Raw genomic sequence first — 5,129 nt, forward strand, 5'->3', positions numbered from 1 at the left:
TTAATTTTCTAAGGCATGGCGATACGCTGGTCGTGACAAGGATCGATCGACTGGCGCGCAGCATTAAGGACCTCCAGGATATCGTGCACACGCTGAAGGAACGCGGCATCACCTTGAAGGCAACGGAACAACCCATCGATACTCGCAGCGCGGCGGGAAAGGCCTTCCTGGACATGCTGGGCGTGTTCGCTGAATTCGAAACCAACCTCCGACGCGAGCGCCAACTTGAAGGCATTGCCGCAGCAAAGACGCGGGGAGCCTACCATGGGCGCAAACCGTCGGTTGATTCCGCCGAGGTCCTGCGCCTACGTGTCGAGGAGAAGTTGGGCGCGACAGAGATTGCACGGCGGCTCGGTGTCGGTCGCGCCTCGGTCTACCGCGCGCTAGCCCGCAATGAGCAACCGACATAAGACAATTCCAGCTTGGCGTCGAGCACGCCGGCGAACGCGAGCAAATCGTCGCGCTGATTCTCCAGTGCCCTGCGCAGCGGACGAATGCGGGCCAAATCGAGGTGCTCGCGCTGCCGCAGTTCGTCAGCGATGAAATCGTACATGCCTCGGCGCTGCGCCAGATCGGGACCGGCCAGCGCAAATACGTCGTGGCTCATCCAATAGACCAGCGTCTTCACGTCCCTGGCCAGCTGAACCGCCCGCCGTTCTGCCTGGCCCGCCAGCGTCATTTCCCGCGACAGCGTATTGCCGCAGCCGCTAGTCTTGGCGTCATCCATTTTCGAGTCCAGCGCCTTGCGGCGCGACACGGCACCCTTCGCCAAGCGCGCGAGCACGTTGGCCAGGCTCTGGCATTGCTGCTCGATGTGGAAGACCCAGGGCTTCCATTACCTTGTGCTTCTGCCGGTGGACGAACTGACGACTAACACCTTCCTGGTCAGCCAGATGAGAAATTGGCTCCGCTTTCACCAGCGAAAGGAGCGCGATGCGCTTGCGCGCGTCGCTTGATAGCGTGGCTGCGACCGACTGGGAGACGTTCATGAGCAAGTTCCGAAAGGCAAGGACAGTGAGTATCCCCGATCGGCTTAGCTCGCGCCGACTGTAACCCTATTTTGAACCACGCCCTTTCCTGTCGGCATGCTGCTATCATCGCTCGACAGGCATCACTCGGCCTTGAGAAGTCAACGGACCTTCACTATGCCACCAAAATCAGGCACAACTCGCAAACCGCAGAAAACACAGCTTGTCGCCAAGGGCGGCGTTATCCAGCCGTCGTCGCAAATCCTTCTGCTGAATCCCGACCAATGGGAAGAGTTTATCTTGGCCGCCGCGCGCAAGCGCGATCTTCCCGGTGGGAGCCATTACGCGGTCGTCAAGCGCCTAGGCGGAGCCGGGGACGGAGGCCGCGACATTGAAGCGCGGTTTGGCCATGCGTTGGTTCGTGACGGCTGGGACCTTTACCAGGCCAAGCACTACGCTCAAGGGCTGACGCACAGCGACGCCTTTCCGGAGATGGCGAAGTTCTTCAAGCAATTGGCCTTAAAAACCTACCCCCGCCCGAACTGCTACTATTTCTGCTGCCCGCGGGCGGTTGGCAACGACCTCCACAACACGATGGCCTCAGGTGCCGCAGCTTTCAAGGCAAAGTTCCTCGATGCATGGAGGAACGAGCAACTCGGCATGAAAGGTAGGGCGGCCGAGCTGACGCAAGACGTTCAGGCGGCCATCGACGATTTCGATTTCGACCGCTTCATCGAGTGCCCTGTTCACGACCTGTTGGTCTGGCACTCGCTCGACAGCGTTGCTCACCATGACCAGTTCGGCATCGTGCCCAAACGCGGCGACGATGACCCGATGCCTGTCCAGCCCGCTGGACACGAAGCCACATATCTCGATGAGCTTCTTCGCGCTTACACCGAGCACAAGGCGTCGCCCGTGACCCAGGTCAACGTGCCCGGCACCGATTACGAGGATCACCTCACTGCACAGCGGCAGACCTTCTATTGCGCCGAAGGCCTTCAGCGTTTCAGCCGTGACATCTACCCACACGAGCAGGAGTTTGAACGGCTGCTGGATATGGTCTACGCAGGCATCCGCCCCACGGTTACCCAACTCCGCCTTAAAACGGGGATGGACCGTGTCGACGCAGCCGTCGACAAGGCGTCGACGTTGCAAGTACAGGAAAGTCGCTTGTCGCCCCAGCTCCGTGGGGGTGACCTGCCTGGCACCTGCCATCACCTCGTCAACGGGGGGAGGCTCAAATGGGTCAAATGAAGAAGTCCAAGCCCATCGTCGCCTTCAACTCGCCGTTCGAACTGGGCGTTCGGATGGTCTACCTGCTCACCTCCTTGCAGCCGGCCGGTGCCGACCTACAGAAACTCGTTCTTCTCGACTACGCGATCGTGTATTCCGACGATCTCGGCGGCCCCCCCAGCCTGCACACTCCGGTGCCCTACCGCGGCAGCGAGTACCTGAGTCGCCGCGACCTCATCGCCCAAGGCCTCTACCTGATGAGCACCCGCGGCCTCGTCGCCGCTGCCATGGACGAGACCGGCATAACCTACTTCTCTGGTGATAGCGCCAGGAGCATGGTCAGCGCGCTGACGTCACCCTACTTGCGTGAGCTGGAAAGCCGGTGTCGGTGGGCGGCCACGACCTTCGCCACGTTCAGCTCGCGAGATATGACCGAACGATTCGCCCAGCAAGGGCACCTATGGGGTGCCGAATTTGAAGGTGCCAACGCACGGGGGCACCAATGGCAATAACGCTGAAGCACTTGTGCATAACCGGACCCGGCCTGTTGCCGGCCGTGGTGCCATTCGACGGACATCGCACCCTTATTCGAGGCCCCAGCGAAACAGGCAAGTCGCACATCTGGGACTGTATTTGGTTCCTGCTGGGCGGGACAGGGACACTAGAGCAGTTTCCAGAGTCAGAAGGCTACGATTCGCTTGAGCTCGCCTTCCTGCACGATGAGCATGAGTACCTTGTGCGTAAGGCAATGGCGGGCGGTGCCGCGCGCGTGCTGGTGCGGCAGGATGATATTTGGGTCGCTTCCGGTGCGCCGAACCCGCTCGAAGACCTCGCGCAAGATCTCGGTGAGTTGCTCGTCAAGCTGTCTGGAGCAGAAGGCAAGAAGGTCCTTCGCTCAAGAAGTGAGAAGGGTGCCATCACCGGTGACGACCTGAGGCATTGGGCGCTGCTTTCCCAGCCCGGAATGATTTCACGAGACGCGACCGTTGGCAAAGGTCATGGCTCGGACAAGCGCGTCGCTTCCTACTCGCTATTCCTCAGCGGGCTCGACGACTCCGCGGTGGAGCTCTACAAGAGCAGTTCCGTCAAAGAGCAAGCCAAAGGTAAGTTGGCGGTCGCCGAATCGGAATTAGCGCGCTCGCAGGGCCTCATCCCAGCTGACACAGATCGCGCATCAACCGTCGCTGCCCTGGCACGGGTCGACGAGCGTCTTGACATGTTCACCACGCAGCTCCAGGCGCGCTCGTCAGTTCTGAAGGAACTGCGACAGCAAATCGCCGCGGAAGCGGGGGCCCTCGCTATTGCATCGACACAGCTCGCAAGCGCCACGTCGATCTGCGAGCGTTTTACGCTGCTGGACCTGAAGTATTCAAGCGACCTTGCCCGACTCGGAGCCACGGACGAGGGCATCGCTTTCTTCCAAGCCTTAGAAGAGACGCCCTGCCTACTCTGTGGCACGCCGGTTGAGCAGCACTTGGATCCCGGCGATCTGAAACCCAGGGCGCCAAAAAAATACCGAGATGCCATTGCCGCTGAGGCCGAGAAAGTCCGCGAACTTCGGCGCGGCCTGCAACCATCCGTGGCCCATGAAAAGACGCGCATCGCAAATGCCACCGCCGATGTGCAACGGTTGACGGCGTCGCTCAAGGTCTTGGAAGAGCAGGAGACGGTTGTCCTGCGGGCTGCGGGGCAGGAATTTGATGCGGACCCGCGCGAGCTTGTCGAGTCCCACACGCGGTTCTCGTCATTGATAGACGCCTTCGACGAAATCGCTCGGCTGAAGGGTGAGATCGCCCGTCTTCAGCAGGAAACGAAGCAGAAAAGGACCGCCCTCGTCCGCAACGTGGGATCGCACGGCGATCAGGTCGGGGTGATCGCGCGCCAGATGCTCAACGACTGGGGGTTCATGTCCATCCAGTCGGTGTACGTGGATCCGGATGCCTGCGACTTGGTCATCGACGGTCGTCGGCGTCTCAGTTATGGCGCGGGCAAGCGCGGCCTGTTCCTTTCCGCCATGACCATCGCTCTGATGCAGCACGCACTAAGGGAGAGGCACCCCCACCTAGGCGTGGTCGTGCTGGATTCGCCGCTGAAGGCCTACGCCCAAAAAGAGTCGGCAGACAACACGGATCGAGACATTCCAACGGCCACGGTGAACGCAAGCTTCTACGGCTGGCTGTCGCGCTTCGAAGGCCCTGGCCAGATCATTGTTCTTGAGAACGAGGCGGTGGACCCGGCTACAGCTCGCGCTTTGAACGCCATCCAGTTCACCGACGACAACACCCACGGACGGCAAGGGTTCTATCCGCGCAGAACGGTGATCGCCCCGCCGCCAGCGCCGGCGATTGACGGCACCGAGTTCGACAATTAGCGCGCTCATAGGCGTCGCTGCAAAAGCGGCTAGTTTTTGCAGGTCGCAAATTTCCAAGCGCGTGGCTACCTATCAGGGTTGCTAGGTTTCACAATCACATACCACGACTGGGCAACAGCCTTGCGGGTGAGTGGATCGGTCTCGAATCCCGTTACGGTCCAGGCATCGTCGCCGGTTCTGTCGCATTAGCGCCGGTCGGGCGGGCCGATCAGGTAAACTGCCGGCCCCGTCTGTAGAAAATTAACATGCTCAGCTTCAAAGGAATGCGATTCCCGATCGATGTGATCCTCGTTTGCATCCGCTGGTACGTCGCCTACCCGCTGAGCTACCGGCATCTTGAAGATATGATGCAGGAGCGAGGCGTGTCGGTCGACCACTCGTCCATCAACCGGTGGGCCGTCAAATTCTTGCCTCTCATCGAGAAGTCTGCCCGCCGTTTCAAGCGTCCGGTGGACCGCAGCTGGAGAATGGATGAAACATACGTGAAAATCAAGGGTGCCTGGAAATACCTTTACCGCGCCGTCGACAAGTTCGGCAAGACAGTCGACTTCTTGCTC

At 60.4% G+C, this 5,129-nt stretch carries 7 protein-coding genes; 5 read left to right on the top strand and 2 right to left on the bottom strand.

The window, feature by feature from the left end:
• On the top strand, positions 1–410 hold a 410-nt coding region (locus PO883_RS33650), incomplete at its 5' end, for a recombinase family protein (RefSeq protein ID WP_289313671.1).
• Here PO883_RS33650 and PO883_RS33655 read toward each other — a convergent pair.
• Positions 374–727, bottom strand: coding sequence for a hypothetical protein (locus PO883_RS33655; RefSeq protein WP_289313672.1), 354 nt, complete (start codon positions 725–727; stop codon positions 374–376). The two genes, PO883_RS33650 and PO883_RS33655, sit on opposite strands and share 37 nt — an antisense overlap.
• Positions 720–989, bottom strand: coding sequence for a hypothetical protein (locus PO883_RS33660; protein ID WP_289313673.1), 270 nt, complete (start codon positions 987–989; stop codon positions 720–722). The genes PO883_RS33655 and PO883_RS33660 overlap by 8 nt, the downstream gene beginning before the upstream one ends.
• Positions 990–1,145: 156 nt before the next feature.
• Here PO883_RS33660 and PO883_RS33665 point away from each other — a divergent pair, with 156 nt between their 5' ends.
• The 4 genes from PO883_RS33665 to PO883_RS33680 form a co-directional block, all read left to right on the top strand.
• A complete protein-coding gene (locus PO883_RS33665) occupies positions 1,146–2,222 on the top strand; it encodes an ABC-three component system protein (protein WP_289313674.1) in 1,077 nt (358 codons plus the stop codon).
• On the top strand, positions 2,210–2,713 hold the full coding sequence (locus PO883_RS33670; RefSeq protein ID WP_289313675.1) for an ABC-three component system middle component 2: 504 nt from the start codon (positions 2,210–2,212) through the stop codon (positions 2,711–2,713). Before PO883_RS33665 ends, PO883_RS33670 begins: the two co-directional genes overlap by 13 nt.
• The gene (locus tag PO883_RS33675; RefSeq protein WP_289313676.1) at positions 2,704–4,572 is read left to right on the top strand and encodes a hypothetical protein; all 1,869 of its coding nucleotides are present in this window, start codon (positions 2,704–2,706) and stop codon (positions 4,570–4,572) included. Before PO883_RS33670 ends, PO883_RS33675 begins: the two co-directional genes overlap by 10 nt.
• Before the next feature lie 245 nt (positions 4,573–4,817).
• Positions 4,818–5,129 (top strand): IS6 family transposase (locus PO883_RS33680; RefSeq protein WP_289313677.1); only part of this gene is annotated, 312 nt, incomplete at its 3' end.

Source organism: Massilia sp. DJPM01, assembly GCF_030348125.1.
In the GTDB taxonomy this organism is placed as follows: domain Bacteria; phylum Pseudomonadota; class Gammaproteobacteria; order Burkholderiales; family Burkholderiaceae_D; genus Telluria_A; species Telluria_A frigida.